Below are 15,985 nucleotides of genomic sequence, written 5' to 3'. Positions count from 1 at the left end.
GCGGGTCATGCCCCACCATCGATGGACAAAGCGCGCGGAAGCGTCCGGCCGCGCGGGGGCGCGGCCGGCGGACGGCAGCTGCCGGGCCTTAGAGGTCGAGCACGAGGCGTGCCGGATCCTCCAGCGCCTCCTTGACGCGCACGAGGAAGGTCACGGCCTCCTTCCCGTCGACGATGCGGTGATCGTAGGACAGGGCGAGGTACATCATCGGCCGCGCCTCGATTTTGCCGCCCCGCACGACGGGACGCTCCTCAATGCGGTGCATGCCGAGGATGCCCGATTGCGGCGCGTTGAGGATCGGGGTCGACATCAGCGACCCGTAGATGCCCCCGTTGGTGATCGTGAAGGTGCCGCCCTGCATCTCGTCGATGGAGAGCTTGCCGTCGCGGGCCTTCTTGCCGAAGCCCGCAATGGTCTTCTCGATGCCGGCGATCGACAGGTCGTCGGCGTTGCGCACCACCGGGACCACGAGGCCCTTATCGGTGCCGACGGCGATGCCGATGTGATAGTAGTTCTTGTAGACGAGGTCCTGCCCGTCGATCTCGGCATTGACCGCCGGTACGTCCTTGAGGGCGCCGATCACCGCCTTGGTGAAGAAGCCCATGAAGCCGAGCTTGGTGCCGTGCTTCTTCTCGAAGATGTCCTTGTACTGGCTCCGCATCGCCATCACGGCCGACATGTCGACGTCGTTGAACGTCGTCAGCATCGCGGCGGTGTCCTGCGCGTCCTTGAGACGGCGGGCGATGGTTTGGCGCAGCTTGGTCATGCGCACGCGCTCCTCGCGCGCCGCATCGTCGGGCTTCGAGGGTGCCCGCGGAGCGGCCGGCCTGGCCTCCTTGGCGGGAGCGGCCGCCTGGAGGGCGGAGGGCCCGGCGGAGGGCCCCTTGGCGGTGGCCTCCAGCATGTCGCCCTTGGTCACGCGGCCGTCCTTGCCGGTTCCATTGAGGGTCGACGGATCGATGCCGGATTCGCGCGCCATCTTGGCGACCGCGGGGCCGTGATCGCCGGATTCGCGGGCCGCCGGGGGCGCGGCGTCGCCGTGATTGCCGTAGCCGGCGGAGGATTCCTGGGCCGGCGCCTCGGCCTTCTTGCTCTCCTGAGCCGGCGCCTCGGCCTTCTTGGGGGCCGCCTTGGCGCCGCCGGTGGCCTCGACGATCGAGCCGAGGAGCGCGCCGGGCTCCACCGTCTCGCCGTCCTTGGCCAGGATCTCGCCGAGTTCGCCCGCCGCCGGCGCGTTGACCTCGAGGGTGACCTTGTCGGTCTCCAGTTCCACCAGCGGCTCGTCGGCCGCCACGGTGTCGCCCGGCTTCTTGAACCAGCGACCGATGGTGGCCTCGCTCACGGATTCGCCCAGGGTCGGGACGACGATATCGGTTGCCATGGTTCAGTGTCCGTCCGGAGAGTTGGGGCGCCTCGACGCGGCGCCTTCGGATCGAGAAACGGTGCGGGATGCGCCGGCGGTCAGACCGCCAGCGCCTCGTTGAGGAAGGCCTGGAGCTGGGCCTGGTGCTTCGAGAGCAGGCCCACCGCCGTGGAGGCGGAGGCCGGGCGACCGACGTAGCGCGCGCGCTTCACCGGCGACTGGGCCTGGCCCAGCACCCATTCGAGGTAGGGTTCGACGAAGGCCCAGGAGCCCATGTTCTTGGGCTCCTCCTGGCACCACACCACCTCGGCGTTGCGGAAGCGCCCCATCTCGCCCGCTAGCGCCTTGAGGGGGAAGGGATAGAGCTGCTCGACCCGCATCAGGTAGACGTCGTTAACGCCGCGCTTCTCACGCTCGTCGTAGAGGTCGTAATAGACCTTGCCCGAGCACAGCACGACGCGCCGGACCTTGTCGTCCCTGACCAGCTTGATGCCGTCCTCGTCGCGCTCGGCATCGTCCCAGAGCACGCGGTGGAAGCTCGATCCGTCCGCCATCGCCTCGATCGGAGAGACCGCTTTCTTGTGCCGCAGCAGCGACTTCGGCGTCATCAGGATCAGCGGCTTGCGGAATTCGCGGTGCAGCTGCCGGCGCAGGATGTGGAAGTAGTTCGACGGCGTGGTGCAGTTGGCGACCTGCATGTTGTCCTCGGCGCACATCTGCAGGAAGCGCTCCAGGCGGGCGGAGGAATGCTCCGGCCCCTGGCCCTCGTAGCCGTGCGGCAGCAGCAGGGTCAGGCCCGACATGCGCAGCCACTTGCGCTCGCCCGACGAGATGAACTGGTCGATCACCACCTGGGCGCCGTTGGCGAAGTCGCCGAACTGCGCCTCCCACAGCACCAGGGCGTTGGGTTCGGCCGCGGAGTAGCCGTATTCGAAGCCGAGCACCGCCTCCTCGGAGAGCATCGAGTTGATGACCTCCAGGCTCGCCTGGCCCTCACGGATCGAGTTCAGCGAGGTGTAGCGCTGCTCGTTCTCCTGGTCGATCACCACGGCGTGGCGCTGCGAGAAGGTGCCGCGCTCGACATCCTGGCCCGACAGGCGGACGCGATGGCCCTCGATGAGCAGCGAGCCGAAGGCCAGGGCCTCGGCGGTCGCCCAATCGATGCCCTTGCCCGACTCGACCGCCTTGGCGCGATTGTCGAAGAAGCGCTGGATCGTACGGTGCAGGTGGAAGCCGGGCGGCGGCGTGGTGATGCGCTGGGCGATCTCCCGCAGGGTCTCGGCCGGCACGCCGGTCTTGCCGCGACGGGGATCGTCCACGTCCTCGCGCACGGCCTTGAAGCCGGCCCAGCGTCCGTCGAGCCAGTCGGCCTTGTTGGCCTTGTAGTTGGTGGCGACCTCAAGCTCGGCGTCCAGGATGGCGCGGAACTCGGCCTTGCGCGTGTCGAGCTGCTCCTGGCTCAGGACGCCCTCGGCCACGAGCTTCTTGCCGTAGGTCTCCAGCGCGGTCGGGTGCTTGCGGATGCGCTGGTACATCTTCGGCTGGGTGAAGGCCGGCTCGTCGCCCTCGTTGTGACCGAAGCGGCGGTAGCACAGCATGTCGATGACGACGGGCTTGCCGAACTTCTGGCGGTACTCGATCGCGATCTTGGCCGCGAAGGTGACGGCCTCCGGGTCGTCGCCGTTGCAGTGGAAGATCGGCGCCTCCACCATCTTGGCGACGTCCGACGGATAGGGCGAGGAGCGCGAGAAGCGCGGATCGGTGGTGAAGCCGATCTGATTGTTGATGATGAAGTGGATCGAGCCGCCGGTGCGATGGCCCTTCAGCCCGGACAGGCCGAGGCACTCGGCCACCACGCCCTGCCCCGCGAAGGCGGCGTCGCCGTGGATCAGAAGCGGCACCACCCGGGTGCGCTCCACCGTGGGCTTGGCCCGCTGGTCCTGCTTCGCCCGCACCTTGCCGAGCACCACCGGATCGACGATCTCGAGGTGCGACGGGTTGGCGGTGAGCGAGAGGTGGACGTTGTTGCCGTCGAAGGCGCGGTCCGACGAGGCACCGAGATGGTACTTCACGTCGCCGGAGCCCTCGACCTCGGCCGGATTGGCCGAGCCGCCCTTGAACTCGTTGAACACCGCCCGGAACGGCTTGGCCATCACGTTGGTGAGCACGTTGAGGCGGCCGCGATGGGCCATGCCCACCACGATCTCCTCGGCGCCGAGGGCGCCGCCGCGCTTGATGATCTGCTCCAAGGCCGGGATCATCGCCTCAGAGCCGTCGAGGCCGAAGCGCTTGGTGCCGGTGTACTTGAGGTCGAGGAACTTCTCGAAGCCTTCCGCCTCGATCAGCTTGTTCAGGATCGCGCGCCGTCCCTCGGGGGTGAAGGTGATCTCCTTGCCCTTGCCCTCGATGCGCTCCTGGATCCACGCCTTCTCCTCCGGGTTGGAGATGTGCATGAATTCGACGCCGAGCGTCTGGCAGTAGGTGCGCTCCAGGATCTCGACGATCTCGCGGATGGTCGAGAATTCGAGGCCGAGCACGTTGTCGAGGAAGATCGGGCGGTCCCAGTCCTTCTCCTCGAAGCCGTAATGCTGCGGGTGAAGCTCCTCGTGGTCGCCGCGCGGCGCGAGGCCGAGGGGATCGAGCTTGGCGTGCAGGTGGCCGCGCATGCGGTAGGCACGGATCAGCATGATCGCGCGCACCGAGTCCTTGGTGGCCTGCTCCACGGAGATGCCGGGAGCGGAGGCGACGACGACGCCCTTCGCGGGGGCCGAGGCGGTGTCGCTCTTGGCGCGGATCTTGTCGCCGATGGCCTTCTCGACGGTGGCCCAGTTGCCGTCCAGCGCCGAGACAATCTCGCCATTGGCGTGGATGGGCCAGTTCGGCCGCTCCCAGGAGGCGCCGGCGGCGTTCTTCTCCGCCAGGCCCTTGTCCTCGTTCAGGGAGCGGAAGAACGCCTGCCACTCGGGATCGACCGAGTTCGGATCACGGGCGTAAGCCGCCTGCAGTTCCTCGATGTAGGCGGCGTTGCCGCCGTAGAGGAACGAGGTTTCGAGCGCGTCCTGGCGTGCCATCGTTCGGGTCATCCTGCCGCTTCGCGGAGCCTGCCGTCGGGGCGAGGCCCTGCCCGATCCGTTCCGCCGGGATCTCGGTCGGGAATCGGAAGTGTGGGGAAAGACGCGGGACCCTGTCCCGCGTCGCTCGTTCCTAGATGGGGTCTCGGACCTGAACGCCGGAGCAATGCAGGCCTGCGATCCCGGAGTGTCAGCCGCGCAGGACGTCGACCAGCGTGCTGCCGAGGCGGGCCGGCGAGGGCGAGACCCGGATGCCGGCCGCTTCCATGGCGGCGATCTTGTCCTCGGCGCCGCCCTTGCCGCCCGAGATGATCGCGCCCGCATGGCCCATGCGGCGGCCCGGAGGCGCCGTGCGGCCGGCGATGAAGCCGACCATGGGCTTCTTGCGGCCGCGCTTGGCCTCGTCGGCCAGGAACTGCGCCGCCTCTTCCTCGGCCGAGCCGCCGATCTCGCCGATCATCACGATCGACTCGGTCTTGTCGTCGGCCAGGAACAGCTCGAGCATGGAGATGAATTCCGTGCCCTTCACCGGGTCGCCGCCGATGCCCACCGCCGTGGTCTGGCCGAGTCCCGCATTGGTGGTCTGGAACACGGCCTCGTAGGTCAGCGTGCCGGAGCGCGAGACGATACCCACCGAGCCGGGCTTGAAGATGTTGGCCGGCATGATGCCGATCTTGCACTGGCCGGCGGTGACGATGCCGGGGCAGTTCGGGCCGACGAGGCGGGACTTCGAACCTTCCAGGGCGCGCTTGACCCGCACCATGTCGAGCACCGGAATGCCCTCGGTGATGCAGACGATGAGCGGGATCTCGGCCTGGATCGCCTCGCAGATCGCGTCGGCCGCGCCCGGCGGCGGCACGTAGACCACGGAAGCGTCGGCGCCCGTGGCCTCGCGCGCCTCCGCCACCGTGTCGAAGACCGGCAGGTTGAGGTGCTTCGAGCCGCCCTTACCGGGCGAGGTGCCGCCGACCATCTTGGTGCCGTAGGCGATGGCCTGCTCGGAGTGGAAGGTCCCGTTCTTGCCGGTGAAGCCCTGGCAGATGACCTTGGTGTTCGCGTCGATCAGGATGGACATGGGTACTCTCAGCCCTTCTTCACGGCGGCGACGATCTTCTGCGCGGCATCGTCCAGGTCGTCGGCGGGGATCACGTTCAGGCCGGAATTCCGGATAATCTCCTTGCCCTTCTCGACGTTGGTGCCCTCCAGGCGCACCACCAGGGGCACCTGCAGGCCGACCGCCTTCACCGCCGCGATCACGCCGTTGGCGATCACGTCGCACTTCATGATCCCGCCGAAGATGTTGACCAGGATGCCCTTCACCTGCGGATCGGCGGTGATGATCTTGAAGGCCGCCGTGACCTTCTCCTCGGACGCGCCGCCGCCGACATCGAGGAAGTTCGCCGGCTCCTCGCCGTAGAGCTTGATGATGTCGAGGGTCGCCATGGCGAGGCCGGCGCCGTTGACCATGCAGCCGATGGTGCCGTCCAGCGCGATGTAGGCCAGATCGTACTTCGAGGCCTCGATCTCCTTGGCGTCCTCCTCGGTCTCGTCACGCAGGGCCACGATGTCGGGGTGGCGGTAGAGGGCGTTCGAGTCGAAGGAGATCTTGGCATCGAGGCACTTGAGATGGCCGTCGCCGGTGAGCACCAGCGGGTTGATCTCCAGCATGCTCATGTCCTTGGCGGTGAACGCCTCGTAGAGCCGGGTGGTGAGGTCGCCCGCTTCCTTGGCCTGGGCGCCCGAGAGGCCGAGGGTCTTGGCGACGAGGCGGCCGTGATGGGGCATCACGCCGGTGGCCGGGTCGACCGAGAAGGTGACGATCTTCTCGGGCGTGTCGTGCGCCACCGTCTCGATGTCCATGCCGCCTTCCGTCGAGACGACGTACGCGACCTTGCCGGTCTCGCGATCCACCAGCATCGAGAGGTAGAACTCCGCCTCGATCTGGGCGCCCTCCTCGATGTAGAGACGGTTGACCTGCTTGCCGGCCTCGCCGGTCTGGATCGTGACGAGGGTCTGGCCCAGCATTTCGCCGGCGAACTGCTTGACCTCGTCGAGGGACTTGGTGACGCGCACGCCGCCCTTTGCGCCGGCGGGAGCGCCCTTGAAGCTCCCCTTGCCGCGGCCGCCCGCGTGGATCTGGGACTTCACCACCCAGACCGGGCCGCCGAGTTCCTTGGCGGCCGCCTCGGCCTCCTCGGGCTTGAAGATCGGCACGCCGCGCGAGACGGGCAGGCCGAATTCCTTCAGCACCGCCTTGGCCTGGTACTCGTGAATGTTCATGGATTCAGACCCTCAACGTCATCCCGGGGCCGCGACGCGGAGCCCGGGATCCAGAAACACAGGTTGCGATCCAGCCTGCCGCGTCGGCGGCCCTGGATTCCGGGCGCGCCGGCGGCGCCCCGGAACGACGGCCGGCGATCAGGCCAGCGCGGGGTTCACGCTCTTGCAGGCCTCGATCAGGGTCTTCACGGCGCCGACCGACTTGTCGAACATCGCCTTCTCGTCATCGTTGAAGGTGACCTCGAGCACGCGCTCGACACCGTGGGCCCCGATCACGATCGGCACGCCGACATACATGTCGGTGATGCCGTACTCGCCGTTGAGATAGGCGGCGCAGGGGAGCACGCGGCGCTTGTCGCGCAGGTAGCTCTCGGCCATGGCGATGGCCGACGCCGCAGGGGCGTAGAAGGCTGAGCCGGTCTTGAGCAGGTTGACGATCTCGCCGCCGCCCTTGCGGGTGCGCTCGACCATGGCGTCGAGCTTCTCCTGGCTGGTCCAGCCGAGCTTGACCAGGTCGGGCAGCGGCACACCGGCCACCGTGGAGTAGCGCACCAGCGGGACCATGTCGTCGCCGTGGCCGCCGAGCACGAAGGCGGTGACGTCCTCCACCGAGACCTTGAACTCGTCGGCGAGGAAGTGGCGGAAGCGGGCGGAATCGAGCACGCCAGCCATGCCCACCACCTTGTGCGTGGGAAGACCCGAGAACTTCTGCAGGGCCCAGACCATGGCGTCGAGGGGATTGGTGATGCAGATCACGAAGGCGTCGGGCGCGTGCTGCTTGATGCCGGTGCCGACCGCTTCCATGACCTTGAGGTTGATGCCGATCAGGTCGTCGCGGCTCATGCCGGGCTTGCGCGGCACGCCGGCGGTGACGATCACCACGTCGGCGCCGGCAATCGCCGCATAATCGCTGGCACCCGTGTAGGTCGCATCGAACCCGTCGACGGGCGCGGACTCGGCGATGTCAAGGCCTTTGCCCTGGGGCACGCCGTCGGCGATGTCGAACAGGACGACGTCGCCGAGTTCCTTCAGGCCCGCCAGGTGCGCGAGGGTTCCACCGATCTGTCCGGCGCCGATGAGCGCGATCTTGCTGCGTGCCATGGGGGAAACCAACCTCCGGTCCTTGAGTCGCGGGTCGCGGCGCGCGGAGGGGTCTCGACCACCGGCGCAGTGCTGCCGCGGTGTGTGGCCGAAAAGGCCCAGGGCTTCAACCGAGGCACGAACGGCAAAGCAGGGTTCGGGCCAGGGCGGCTCTCAGGCGGGCACCGGCTACCGCCGAAAAAGCGCAGATCCCTCAGGCAGTTGGCAGATCGGGCGTCGACTTGGTTCGGCGGCGAAGCTCAGGTGACAGATCAAAAACTCTGTCACGGAGGCTCAGAGCGTCCCGGTCCGCAGCACCTTCTGGATCGCCAGAATCACCGCGCCCAGACGGGCTTCGACGAGGTCGCGCGGCAGGTCGGCATCGTGCTGAATCGCCAGCGGATGGGTGAAGCGGTAGCTGGCATCGAAGATGTGCGCGATGGCCCGCTCGCGGTCCCGGGCGACGAAGGCGCCGGCCCCGATGCCCTCCTCCACCACGCGCTCCACGAGACTGCGCAGCCGGACCCGGTGGCGCCGGGCGATGGGGCGCGCGCCCACGGTGGCGTCGAGGTGGACGGCGAACAGGTTCGGCTCATGCACCAGCGTCTCGCGCTGGACGCTCGCCAGGGCGGTGAGCAGGCGCTCGATCTTGTCGTCAGCCGGGTCCGGCGCATCGGCGATGCGGGCGAGTTCCGCCTCGACGTCGCGCAGCCAGCGCCCCGCCACCGCATCGAGGAGCGCGTCCTTCGAGGGGAAGTAGCGGTAGACATTGGCGTGGGTCATGCCCGCCTCGGCGGCGACGGCCACCACGGTCACGCGCTTGGGTCCGAGACGGCGCAGATGTTCCGTGGCGACGGCGAGCAGGCGCGCATCGACGGCCAACGGCGCGGTAGGCCGGGGCGCCGGACGCCCCAGGCGCGGCACCGTGAGGCGGACACCGATGTCCTTGGCGCCGGCCTCGTTGGCCGCACCCTCCCCCGATGAGTCGAAGTCGCGCGACCCGGAATCGCGTGCCCCGGAATCTTCCGACTTGAAATCTTGCGACTTGAAATCCTGCGACTCGGAATCTTGCGAATCGGAATCCTGCGACTCGGAACTCTGGCCGTGTCCGAGGTTGATCGCGTGATCGAAGGCGAAAGGCGGGCCGGGCGGCTGCATCAATGGGACACCGGGGCTCGTGGAAGGGATCGGCAAGCAGGAGATAGGCAGGCAGGAGATAGGCAGGCAGGAGATAGGCAAGACAGGGGTGCGCAAGGCTCCCATTTGGATCCGTCTTGCCAGAACGGATCTCACCCACCGGAACGTCCAGATGACGGGAACCAATGACAGCACCCGCCCTTCTGTAATGCCCCCTTTAGCGAGTTAGAACCGGTTCTTCCAGGCCCTTAGTGCAGTAAAGACAACCGAAGGCTGGGTTCCGGGGGCCAGACCCACGGCCTGCGCGAGGGCCGCCTCACCGGCGCGCAGGAACGGATTGGTCGCCCGCTCCGCGCCGATCGTGCTCGGAATCAGGAAGCGTCCCTCGGCCTTCGCGCGCTCCGCCTCCGCCGCCCGTTCGGCCAGAACCGCGTTGCCGGGCTCGGCCGCCAGGGCGAAACGCGCGTTCGATAGGACGTAGTCGTGGCCGCTGTAGACCGCCGTCGCATCGGGCAGCGGCAGGAAGCGCGCCAGCGAATGCCACAGGGTGGCGGGCTCGTCCTCCATCACCCGCCCGCAGCCCAGTGTGAACAGGGTGTCGCCCGCGAACACCACGCCGGCCTCGGCAAACCAGTAGGTGACGTGGTCGGCGCAATGCCCCGGGGTTTCCCAGACCTCGGCGGCGAGATCGCCGACCCGGACCCCATCGCCCTCTGACACGGTGACGTCGACCTCCGGGACGGCGGCGCCCGCCTTGAGGGGCGCCGTCACCCGCGCGCCGGTGCGACGTTTCACCTCCGGAATGCCCTCCACATGGTCGCCGTGCCGATGCGTCACGAGGATGTCGGTGAGGGTCCAGCCGGTCTCCGCCAGCGCGGCCAGGACCGCGTCGGCCTCTGGCACGTCGATGGCCGCGCAGGCGCCGGTGGCGGGGTCGCGGATCAGGACTCCGATGTTGTCGGAGCGGCACAGGAAGGTGTGGATCTCGGGCTTTGCGGCAGTCATGGCAGCGTCCTCGGGGATGGTGGCGTCGAGCAGGACATCGTTGCGTCGAGCAGGACATGGGACCCGCGGACGCCGGGTCCAGGTGGTTTTTCCCCGGTCCCCGCCCCCCTCGGGCCGATCCGGGCTTGTCGGGCGGGGTGCCGGCCCCCATTGATGCCCCTGCACCTGTTTTTTCGCGCCCCGCCCCGTGGCCGCTCGAAACCTGTCCCATGCGCCTCGACGTCACCGATCTGCGCGCCTTCTATGCGAGCCCCCTGGGGGGCGTGACGCACCGCATCGTCGCGCGCGCGATCCACAGCTTTCTGGGCTCGGTGTCGGGCCTGCGCGTGCTCGGGCTCGGCTACGCCACGCCGTATCTCGGCCCCGTCCACGTCATCGCCGAACGGACCCTGGCCTTCATGCCGGCGACCCAGGGGGTGGTGAACTGGCCCGGCAGCGGCCGCTCCTGCTCGGCGCTGGCCGATCCCACGATGATGCCCCTGCCGGAAGCGGCGGTGGACCGGGTGATCCTGGTGCACGCCCTCGAATCGGTCGAGAGCCCGACGGAGCTGCTGCAGGACGTCTGGCGCGTGCTGACACCGGGCGGGCGCATGATCCTGGTGGTGCCGAACCGGCGCGGCGTCTGGGCCCGGCGCGATGCGACCCCGTTCGGTCACGGCCAGCCCTACAGCCGCTCGCAGCTCGCCCGGCTGATGCGCAGCACCCAGTTCTCCCCCGAGGGCTGGGCCGAGACCCTGTACATGCCGCCGGTGGAAAACCGGTTGCTGCTGCGCACCGCGAGCGCCTGGGAGCGCATGGGCACGAGCCTGTCCCTGCCCTTCGCCGGGCTGCACGTGATCGACGCCACCAAGCAGCTCTACCGCCCGGTCGCCGTGCGGCGGGCGCGCAAGGTCGCCCGCCTCGCCCCGGCCCGCGTCCTGGTGCCCGCCCCCTCGCCGGGTTGAGCGCATGCTGAACCTGATCGCGCCGGAGGCCGCGCTCCAGAGCTTCGTGCTCGCCTTCTCGTCCCTGTTCTCCATCGTGAACCCGGTGGGTTCGTCCCTGATCTTCGCGCAGGTGACGGCGCTGAACTCCCACGCCGAGCGCCTGGAGCTGGCCCGGCGCATCGGCTTCTACGCCGCCCTCATCATGCTCTCGACCCTGTGGGCCGGCGCGCCGATCCTCAACTTCTTCGGCGTCTCGCTGGCGGCACTGCGCATCGCCGGCGGCCTCGTGGTCGCGGCCTCGGCCTGGACGCTGCTGACGGCGCCGGAGGCGCGCGAGGCCCGCAAGCAGGCCGAGGTGACCCGGGACCCCGCCGGAAACCTCGCCGAGATCGCATTCTTTCCCCTGACGCTCCCCTTCACCACCGGGCCCGGCACCATCGCGGTGGCGATCGCGCTGGGCTCCAACCGGCCCGCGCCCGGGCCGGACCGGATCGGTTTCTACGTCGGCATGTCCCTGGCGGCGCTGGCCATCGCCGTGCTGGTGCGCTTCACCTACGGCTCGGCCGACCGGGTGGTGACCTGGATCGGCCCCGTCGGCGCGCGGGTGCTCGGACGGCTCTTCGCCTTCCTGCTGCTCTGCGTCGGCACCCAGATCACCGTGAACGGCGTCACCGACGTGCTCGGGCCGCTGCTGGCGCAGGCGGGGCGCTGAAGTCCCTCCGGGGCGCCGACCCTTGCAAATCTTTGCCGATCCTCGCCGATCCTTGCCGCTGCCCGCCGGAGGCTGTACCGCAGGCGCGAGTTCGACAGGATGACGAGGCCAGGCATGCGGCTCGTGGTGGTGGGCGCCGACGGGCGCATGGGGCGGATGCTGATCCGCGCGGTGGCGGAGACCGAGGGCTGCACGCTGTCGGGCGCCATCGAGCGCGCGGGCTCCGATGCCCTGGGGCAGGATGCCGGCACGTTGGCGGGTCTTCAGCCCCTCGGCGTCGCGGTCACGGACGACCCGCTGCCGGTCTTCGCAGCGGCCGAGGGTGTCCTCGACTTCACCGCGCCCGCCGCCACCACCTTCTTCGCCGAGCTCGCCGCCCAGGCCCGCATCGTCCACGTGGTCGGCACCACGGGCCTGCAGGAGGCCGACCTCGCCAAGCTCGGAGCGGCCGCCCACCATGCCCGCATCGTGCGCTCGGGCAACATGTCCCTCGGGGTCAACCTCGTCGCCGGCCTCGTGCGCCGGATGGCGGCGGCCCTCGGCGAGGATTTCGATATCGAGGTCGTCGAGATGCATCACCGCATGAAGGTCGATGCGCCCTCGGGGACGGCCCTGCTGCTCGGCGAGGCGGCGGCCGAGGGGCGCGGCGTCGCCCTGGCCGACGCCCGCGTCTCCACCCGCGACGGCCATACCGGGGCGCGCCGGCCCGGCGACATCGGCTTCGCCACCCTGCGCGGCGGCACGGTGGTGGGCGACCACAGCGTGGTCTTCGCCGGCCCCGGCGAGCGCATCACCGTCAGCCATCACGCCGAGGACCGCGCGATCTTCGCGCGCGGGGCCGTGCGGGCGGCGCTCTGGGCCTTCGACAGGCCCCCCGGTCTCTACGGGATGGACGACGTCCTCGGGCTTTAATACGGAAGCCACGTCGGCACGGCGGCCCCGTCATCCGCCGTTCAGATTCGGGCGCCCATGAGCCGCCGAACGCACGTTCGCTGCATTGCACCATCGCCTCGCGAGGGTGTTGTCTCAAAAGACCAAGAGGATCGCCCCCCGATGGATCGCCTTCTCGTCCTCGCTCGCCATGGCCAGAGCGAATGGAACCTCAAGAAGCTCTTCACGGGCTGGCGTGATCCCGAGCTGACGGACCGCGGCGTCGAGGAGGCCCGCAATGCCGGGCGCTGGCTCAAGGAGCAGGGCTACGGCTTCGACGTCGCCTTCACCTCCAACCTGAAGCGGGCCCAGCGCACCTGCGCGCTGATCCTGGAGGAGATGGATCTCGGCGGCATCGAGACGATCCGCAACGAGGCCCTGAACGAGCGCGATTACGGCGACCTGTCCGGACTCAACAAGGACGATGCCCGCGAGCGCTGGGGCGACGCCCAGGTGCATCAGTGGCGCCGGTCCTACGACGTGCCCCCGCCCGGCGGCGAGAGCCTGAAGGACACCGCCGCGCGGGTCCTGCCCTACTACATCCAGGTGATCCTGCCCCGCGTGATGGCGGGCGAGCGCGTTCTGGTGGCCGCTCACGGCAATTCCCTGCGGGCCCTCGTGATGGTGCTCGACGGCATGACCACGAAGACCATCGCCAGCCTCGAGATCGCCACCGGCATCCCGCTCGTCTACCAGCTCAAGGCCGACACCACGGTGGAGAGCAAGACGGTGCTGGAGCACGACATCGACCACAAGGCCTGATCGCGGGCGCATGGCGCCGACCGCACAGGCCGGGATCGTCCTCGCTCCCGGCCTGATCCATGTTCCGGGCTACCTCGATCAGGCCGCGCAGGCGCGCCTGGCCGCCGAACTCGACGCCGTGCTGGCGCACGCGCCCGCCTACATTCCCCGCATGCCGCGCACCGACCAGCCCTTCTCGGTGCGGATGTCGAATTGCGGATCGCTCGGCTGGGTCTCCGACCGGACCGGCTATCGCTACCAGGCGCATCATCCCGAGACGGGGGCGCCCTGGCCGGCCATGCCCGCCACGGCCCTCGCCGCCTGGACGAGGCTGGCCGCTTATCCGGCCCCGCCCGAGGCCTGCCTCGTCAATCTCTACGACGCCGGCGCCCGCATGGGCCTGCACCAGGACCGCGACGAGGACGCCCGCGATGCGCCGGTTCTGTCGCTCTCGCTGGGCGCCACCGCCCTGTTCCGCTACGGCGGCCTGAAGCGCAGCGATCCGACGCGCTCGGTGCGCCTTCGGGCCGGTGACGCGCTCGTGATCGGCGGGCCGGCCCGGCTCATCCATCACGGCGTGGACCGGCTGATCCCGGAGGTGCCGGACCTGCTCCAGGGCGCCCCGCCGGCGCCGGTTCCGGCCATCCTGGCGGCAGGCGGCCGCTGCAACCTGACCCTGCGCCGTGTCACGCGGCCGTCAGGCGCTTGACAGCGACGGGGTGTGGGCCGACCCATCGCGTCAGCCTCACCGGCGATCGGCCTCCCGGGGGCTGACCCGGCCGACCTGCCCTGCGAGACCGGGGCCTTGCGGAGAACCGATTTGATGCGTCTGCGTATCCTCGTCCGTCGCGTTTCCATCCTGGCCCTCGCCCTGGGGCTGGCGGGGCCCGCGCTGGCCGCCGACCCGGTCTTTCCGCCGAGCTCGCGCTTCGGCTTCGATCCGCCGTCGGACATGGTCTCCTCGAAGCGCTTCTCCGGCCTGGAGCGGCTCGAGGGCGGCGCGACGGTCTCGGTGGTGGAACTGCCCGCCAACGCCTTCGCCGACCTGGAAACCAATTTCACCGACGAGAACCTGAAGGCCCAGGGCTTCATCGTCTCGAGCCGCCAAGCGATCAAGGTCGCGGGCGACGTCGATGCGGTGCTGTTCACCGGCGAGCAGCCGGCGGTGGAATCGGCCGGGACCCCGGCGATCAAGAAGTGGATGCTGCTGGTCGGCGACCCGACCGTCACCGGCATCATCATCGCGCAGGCGACACCGGATGCCGAGACAGAGGAGACGATGAAGCGTCTTCTGACCGGCATCCACATCCGCCCGGCCCTGAGCCTGCAGCAGCAGGTCGATGCCCTGCCGTTCCGCATCGGCAACGATGCCGGTTTCCGACCGGTGCGGGTGCTGGCCGGCAACTCGGTGCTGCTGACCCAGGGGGCGAAGGACGAGATGCTCGGGCTCGAGCAGCCGATCCTGGTGCTGGCGCAGGCGGTGCAGCCGCCGCCGGCCACGGAACAGCGCGAAGCCTTCGCCCGCGCGGCGCTCTACTCGAACCAGACGATGAAGGACTTCGTGATCGAGCGGGCCCAGAGCTACCGCCAGAACGGCGTCGACTGGCACGAGATCGTGGCCCGGGCGGTCGACACCGCCACCGGCACGCCGGTGGTCATCTCGCAGACGATCCGCTTCGCGCCGGACGGCTACCTGCGCGCCGTCGGCGTGGTCAAGGCCGACAAGCGCGAGGGCGTGCTCGCCCGCTTCCGCGAGGTCGTCGACAGCGTGCAGATGCGCTAGGGCGAACCGCTTCCCTCCCCCTGCGGGCGGGGGGATCGCAGAAGCGAAGCGGCTTTGGCGAAAGGTTCTGCCGGAAGCCCAGACGCAGCGCCGCGTCATCCCGGGGCCGCGCAGCGGAACCCGGGATCCAGAAACGCAAAGCGTGCAGAACCTTACGCCGCCGGCGGATCTGGATTCCGGGCTCGCCTCCGGCGCCCCGGAATGACGGCGCAGTGCGGTCTGCTATCTCCCGCCCCGACGGCGAGGGTCGGGGTGGCGCTTCGGCCGGCCTTCAGGCGGCGTCGGCCGGGGGCGCGCTCGGCTTCGGACCGCCCTTGGCGACGCCGACCAGCGCCGGGCGCAGGACGCGATCGCCGATGACGTAGCCGGCCTGCATGACCTGGACGACGGTGCCGGTTGGGACCTCGGGGTCGGGCACCTCGAACATCGCCTGGTGGCGGTTGGGATCGAAGCGCTGGCCCTTCGGCTCGACCAGCTTGACGCCGTGGCGCTCCAGGGTCTTGGCGAGGTCGCGCTCGGTGAGCTCGATGCCGTCGATCAGCGCCTTGAACGACCCGTCGGCGCTGGTCCGGTCCGCCTCGGGGATGCTTTCCAAGGCGCGGCGGATGTTGTCGGCGGAGTTGAGAAGGTCGCGCGCGAAGTTCGTCACCGCGTAGACGCGGGCGTCGGCGACCTCGCGCTCGGTCCGCCGGCGCAGGTTCTCCATCTCGGCCAGGGTGCGCAGGACGCGGTCCTTCAGCTCGTCGCGCTCGGCCACCAGCGACGCCAGGGCATCGGGGGCCTCATGGGTGCCCTCAGCCTGCGCGGCCCCCTGGATCTCCTCGACCGACTGGGTCGGGTCGCGCCGCTCGTCATGCATGTCGTTCGCCATCGTTGGATTTCGTCGCAGGAATCGGGTGTCGGGGTTGGCGCTGATATCAGGCGGTGCCGCCCTGAAATCAAGCGCACGGGCCATCG

Annotated in this window: 14 protein-coding genes; 6 read left to right on the top strand and 8 right to left on the bottom strand. The window is 69.4% G+C overall.

Features of this window, described 5'->3' with window-relative positions; all coding sequences use genetic code 11:
- Nucleotides 1–88: 88 nt before the first annotated feature.
- From odhB to gloB, 7 genes are all read right to left on the bottom strand, one after another.
- The gene (gene odhB / locus J7U37_RS06245; RefSeq protein ID WP_247635147.1) at nucleotides 89–1,381 is read right to left on the bottom strand and encodes a 2-oxoglutarate dehydrogenase complex dihydrolipoyllysine-residue succinyltransferase; all 1,293 of its coding nucleotides are present in this window, start codon (nucleotides 1,379–1,381) and stop codon (nucleotides 89–91) included.
- Between the two features lie 80 nt (nucleotides 1,382–1,461).
- Entirely contained in the window at nucleotides 1,462–4,434 is a 2,973-nt protein-coding gene (locus J7U37_RS06240; protein ID WP_247635146.1) for a 2-oxoglutarate dehydrogenase E1 component, read from the bottom strand.
- 190 nt (nucleotides 4,435–4,624) lie between these two features.
- A complete protein-coding gene (gene sucD, locus J7U37_RS06235) occupies nucleotides 4,625–5,509 on the bottom strand; it encodes a succinate--CoA ligase subunit alpha (protein WP_056182387.1) in 885 nt (294 codons plus the stop codon).
- An 8-nt stretch (nucleotides 5,510–5,517) separates the two neighbouring features.
- Nucleotides 5,518–6,714, bottom strand: a complete 1,197-nt coding sequence (gene sucC / locus J7U37_RS06230; protein ID WP_247635145.1) for an ADP-forming succinate--CoA ligase subunit beta — start codon at nucleotides 6,712–6,714, stop codon at nucleotides 5,518–5,520.
- A 138-nt stretch (nucleotides 6,715–6,852) separates the two neighbouring features.
- On the bottom strand, nucleotides 6,853–7,815 hold the full coding sequence (mdh, locus tag J7U37_RS06225; RefSeq protein ID WP_247635144.1) for a malate dehydrogenase: 963 nt from the start codon (nucleotides 7,813–7,815) through the stop codon (nucleotides 6,853–6,855).
- Nucleotides 7,816–8,088: 273 nt separating this feature from the next.
- Entirely contained in the window at nucleotides 8,089–8,718 is a 630-nt protein-coding gene (locus tag J7U37_RS06220) for a TetR family transcriptional regulator (protein WP_338011498.1), read from the bottom strand.
- A gap of 438 nt (nucleotides 8,719–9,156) precedes the next feature.
- Nucleotides 9,157–9,936, bottom strand: coding sequence for a hydroxyacylglutathione hydrolase (gene gloB / locus J7U37_RS06215; RefSeq protein WP_247635142.1), 780 nt, complete (start codon nucleotides 9,934–9,936; stop codon nucleotides 9,157–9,159).
- Between the two features lie 209 nt (nucleotides 9,937–10,145).
- Here gloB and J7U37_RS06210 point away from each other — a divergent pair, with 209 nt between their 5' ends.
- The 6 genes from J7U37_RS06210 (at nucleotide 10,146) to J7U37_RS06185 (ending at nucleotide 15,028) form a co-directional block, all read left to right on the top strand.
- Nucleotides 10,146–10,880 (top strand): class I SAM-dependent methyltransferase, encoded by a 735-nt coding sequence (locus tag J7U37_RS06210; RefSeq protein WP_056182398.1) that lies wholly within the window; start codon nucleotides 10,146–10,148, stop codon nucleotides 10,878–10,880.
- A 4-nt stretch (nucleotides 10,881–10,884) separates the two neighbouring features.
- Entirely contained in the window at nucleotides 10,885–11,574 is a 690-nt protein-coding gene (locus tag J7U37_RS06205) for a MarC family protein (protein WP_056485401.1), read from the top strand.
- Between the two features lie 114 nt (nucleotides 11,575–11,688).
- Complete coding sequence (gene dapB / locus J7U37_RS06200) at nucleotides 11,689–12,486, top strand: 4-hydroxy-tetrahydrodipicolinate reductase (RefSeq protein WP_247635196.1); 798 nt, start codon at nucleotides 11,689–11,691, stop codon at nucleotides 12,484–12,486.
- 141 nt (nucleotides 12,487–12,627) lie between these two features.
- A complete protein-coding gene (locus J7U37_RS06195; protein ID WP_056182406.1) occupies nucleotides 12,628–13,266 on the top strand; it encodes a 2,3-bisphosphoglycerate-dependent phosphoglycerate mutase in 639 nt (212 codons plus the stop codon).
- 10 nt (nucleotides 13,267–13,276) lie between these two features.
- A complete protein-coding gene (locus J7U37_RS06190; protein WP_247635141.1) occupies nucleotides 13,277–13,954 on the top strand; it encodes an alpha-ketoglutarate-dependent dioxygenase AlkB in 678 nt (225 codons plus the stop codon).
- Between the two features lie 114 nt (nucleotides 13,955–14,068).
- Nucleotides 14,069–15,028, top strand: coding sequence for a hypothetical protein (locus J7U37_RS06185; RefSeq protein WP_056182412.1), 960 nt, complete (start codon nucleotides 14,069–14,071; stop codon nucleotides 15,026–15,028).
- 271 nt (nucleotides 15,029–15,299) lie between these two features.
- Here the strand turns inward: J7U37_RS06185 and grpE are convergent, their stop codons facing one another.
- Nucleotides 15,300–15,899 (bottom strand): nucleotide exchange factor GrpE, encoded by a 600-nt coding sequence (grpE, locus tag J7U37_RS06180; protein WP_056182414.1) that lies wholly within the window; start codon nucleotides 15,897–15,899, stop codon nucleotides 15,300–15,302.
- Between the last annotated feature and the right edge of the window lie 86 nt (nucleotides 15,900–15,985).

The sequence above is a fragment of the Methylobacterium sp. 37f genome (genome assembly GCF_023093475.1).
Lineage (GTDB): Bacteria > Pseudomonadota > Alphaproteobacteria > Rhizobiales > Beijerinckiaceae > Methylobacterium.
Note: the sequence above shows the minus strand (reverse complement) of the source record. Positions and strands in the feature narration are given on the sequence as shown.